Here is a 2,816-nt window from a genome sequence, read left to right on the forward strand (position 1 = left end):
GCATGCAAGGTCTCATCTTCCATTTCGTGATGAATACGGTCATACAATTTGCCGTAGTGCCACTCAGCATACATCTCAGAGTGAATAAAATACTGGTCACGAGCGGCCAGCTCACCGCCCAATAAAAAGTTTAAATAATCGATAACTTTTTGACTACCTTTCATAATATATACTCACTAAAAATTTGATTAGTAGGGCGTGTACAGCAGACCTAAGTCAAGGATAGCAGACAGGATCTTGATAGTAATTGTACTTGATAGTAATAGTAACAGACATTTGCAGTAGAATAAAAATAGAAAATAGCATGCATAAACTCTAGTTCAGGATAAGCATCATAAAGATAATAGACTAGGCTAAGCGTGCTTGATAATGGAGAGGTAGGTTGATAGGCTAACTATTCATGTACTAACTGAGAGCTAAACAGCATAAGCAAGAACGTCAAGCTTGGCGTGATGCTCATCAATATAATCATTGACCATAGGCTCGCAGCAGCCGCAGCAAGTAGCGACATCTAGCGTCTCTTTGAGACCATCAAGTGTATCGATACCAGAGCTGATTGCCGCCTGAATTTGCTTTTCTTTAACGCTATTGCAGATACATACGTACATATAACTATTCCCAAATCTTCTGACAATTTACTTGTCATGAATAAGAATGACGATTTAATAGCACATATAGTAACGATAATTGTTATCATTTGCAATAGCTTTTACAGTGACAAAGTTTAGAGAGGTTAGCTTTAAATCTAAGAAATTATGTTTGGTTTTTACTCAGCGTTAGGTATACTTAATTATCGAAGATAAAAGAGCAAGACCATCATGAAAAATGTCAAAAATACAAATGTTAAAAATACAAATATCAGAAACATAGTTGCCATGCTTTTATTAACGCCACTACTTGCTGCTTGCTCAAGTGGACCCTCTGAGAGTGATGTAGAAAATCTTATTGAAGCACAGTATGAGCAGGCGGGCAGCATGATGGATAATGCGATGGCGGGTGCGGGCAATGATGAGATGGCAAGGGCAATGAGCGGGATGATGGCAGGCATGATGCCAACCCTTGAGAGCGTAGATAATGTCAATTGCGACACCATTGAGGGCGACAATACCTATATGTGTACCGCTGATATTACGCAAACGGTTGCGGGTAATAGTCGCACTGACAAAGGAAGCTTCAAGGTGTACCAAGTAAATGATGAGTGGGTTTTGGGGATGTAGACTTTTTACTACTCCATTCAATAAGCCTTAATCATTCTCGCTCAGTCTAGTCACGATTTTCCCTGAACGATAAGCCAGTAAAGAGAGCAAGGTTTCACTCATGCCATGACTATGCTCACTTGCCCCTTGAATAAATATCTTAGGTTTAAAGTTAGCGTTAATCGTTTTCACCCTATAATCGGTGTCTAGCACCAAGCGATCCTCGGTATCGTATACTAAATACTCCTCAAAGTTTTTGACAATATCGGTCGCTATAATCTCGTAACCTGTTGCCAAAAATAAACCGTCAAACTCCGTGTTTACCGTTTTATTATCCGTCAGCTCTTTAAATATTGCCTGTTTTGAGTCGCTATCTATACCTTTTAATTCATGAAATTGATGCAGCTGGATCTGCTCAGCCCCAATCAGCTTTTGATAATAAAGGCGTTCGTACAAGATGCTAATGAGTTTAGGATCGACGACTGAATAATTAGTATTTCTGTGGTTCTCAATGATGTTTTCTCGAAAGTCATCATTATAAGTCAAAAAGGTCTCAACCGTATCACTATCAAAGATCTCGTTCACAAATTCAGTTTCATCAGCAGGCTTTAGGGCATAGGTTCTAAAATAAAGATCGACTTTGGCATTGGGGTACTCATCTGCCAAATGCATGGTAATCTCAGCAGCGCTTTGACCAGAACCCACCACTACAAATTTATACTCTGCATGTTTATCAGTAAAATCAGTCTCTAAGCTGTACAAAAAATCTTCAGAGTGACTGATCTTGATATCAGGATTGGCACTCATATACTCAGGAATGACTTTGCTGATACCTGCTGCAAGCGAGATGTCTTTGGCGTATATAATCTCCGCCTCTTTAGTGGTGACATTTTGCAAATGTAGCGCTAAGTAGTCTACGACGTCTGAACCTTCGATAAGCACAGGCTCGATCTTTATAACCTTAGTAGCGTATTTGACATAATTTTCAAACTTCTTAGCCGCCCATTGTAGATAGTCGTTATATTCCACTCGCCTTGGGAAAAAGTTTTTGAGATTGGCAAAAGTCTCTAACCGACCATTTTCTGCTAAGTAATTGATAAAGGTAAAAGGGCTGGTGGGATTTCTGAACGTCACTAAATCTTTAAAAAATGAAATCTGCATCTCAGCTTCGGGTATCAGCATACCGCCGTGCCAGACAAAGTCAGGCTTGCTCTCTATAAACATGATTTTTGAGTTGTCATTTAACATATCCTTCTCTGACAGGGCAACAGCCACTGAAAGATTTGCTGGACCAAAACCTATCCCTATAAAATCGTAAATGTGCATAAGTAACCTTGTTTGAGTTTTTATTTTTAGATGTCAACACAGTCTATGGTTGGGTAAGTCGGCAACTAAGATGTGCAACCTTTATTATCTGAAAAGGCAGCGCTAATCTGAACGATTTCAAGCCCTAAAAGACAAGTGAGACAATATCAGCTTTAGGCTTTTAAAAAGGTTACGTTTAGTATTATGTATTTAGTATCAAATACATAGCAAAAGTTTAAATAGTAGACCAAAGGCTTTAACCTAAAATCTAGCCACAAAAAAAGGCTATTCTATCTAAAATAGCCTTTTTACTTG

General features: G+C 38.8%; 4 protein-coding genes. 1 reads left to right on the forward strand and 3 read right to left on the reverse strand.

Features of this window, described 5'->3' with window-relative positions; translation table 11 throughout:
* Nucleotides 1–164: ferritin-like domain-containing protein (locus ACTXGO_RS12045; RefSeq protein ID WP_443574711.1), on the reverse strand; the 164-nt coding region annotated here is incomplete at its 3' end.
* Nucleotides 165–416: 252 nt separating this feature from the next.
* Nucleotides 417–608: a (2Fe-2S)-binding protein gene (locus ACTXGO_RS12050; protein ID WP_443542867.1), complete on the reverse strand. Its 192-nt coding sequence runs from the start codon at nt 606–608 to the stop codon at nt 417–419.
* A gap of 210 nt (nt 609–818) precedes the next feature.
* Here ACTXGO_RS12050 and ACTXGO_RS12055 point away from each other — a divergent pair, with 210 nt between their 5' ends.
* Nucleotides 819–1,217 carry a hypothetical protein gene (locus ACTXGO_RS12055; protein WP_443574708.1) on the forward strand — a complete coding sequence of 133 codons (399 nt, stop codon included), beginning with the start codon at nt 819–821 and terminating at the stop codon, nt 1,215–1,217.
* Between the two features lie 27 nt (nt 1,218–1,244).
* Here the strand turns inward: ACTXGO_RS12055 and ACTXGO_RS12060 are convergent, their stop codons facing one another.
* Nucleotides 1,245–2,522, reverse strand: a complete 1,278-nt coding sequence (locus tag ACTXGO_RS12060) for a lysine N(6)-hydroxylase/L-ornithine N(5)-oxygenase family protein (protein WP_443574710.1) — start codon at nt 2,520–2,522, stop codon at nt 1,245–1,247.
* Nucleotides 2,523–2,816: the final 294 nt, after the last annotated feature.

Source organism: Psychrobacter sp. T6-1 (assembly GCF_052258445.1).

Excerpts from the sequence above, each read along its gene's own strand:
- ACTXGO_RS12050 (WP_443542867.1), bottom strand. The coding sequence starts at position 608 with ATGTACGTATGTATCTGCAATAGCGTTAAAGAAAAGCAAATTCAGGCG.
- ACTXGO_RS12060 (WP_443574710.1), bottom strand. The coding sequence starts at position 2,522 with ATGCACATTTACGATTTTATAGGGATAGGTTTTGGTCCAGCAAATCTT.
- ACTXGO_RS12055 (WP_443574708.1), top strand. The coding sequence starts at position 819 with ATGAAAAATGTCAAAAATACAAATGTTAAAAATACAAATATCAGAAAC.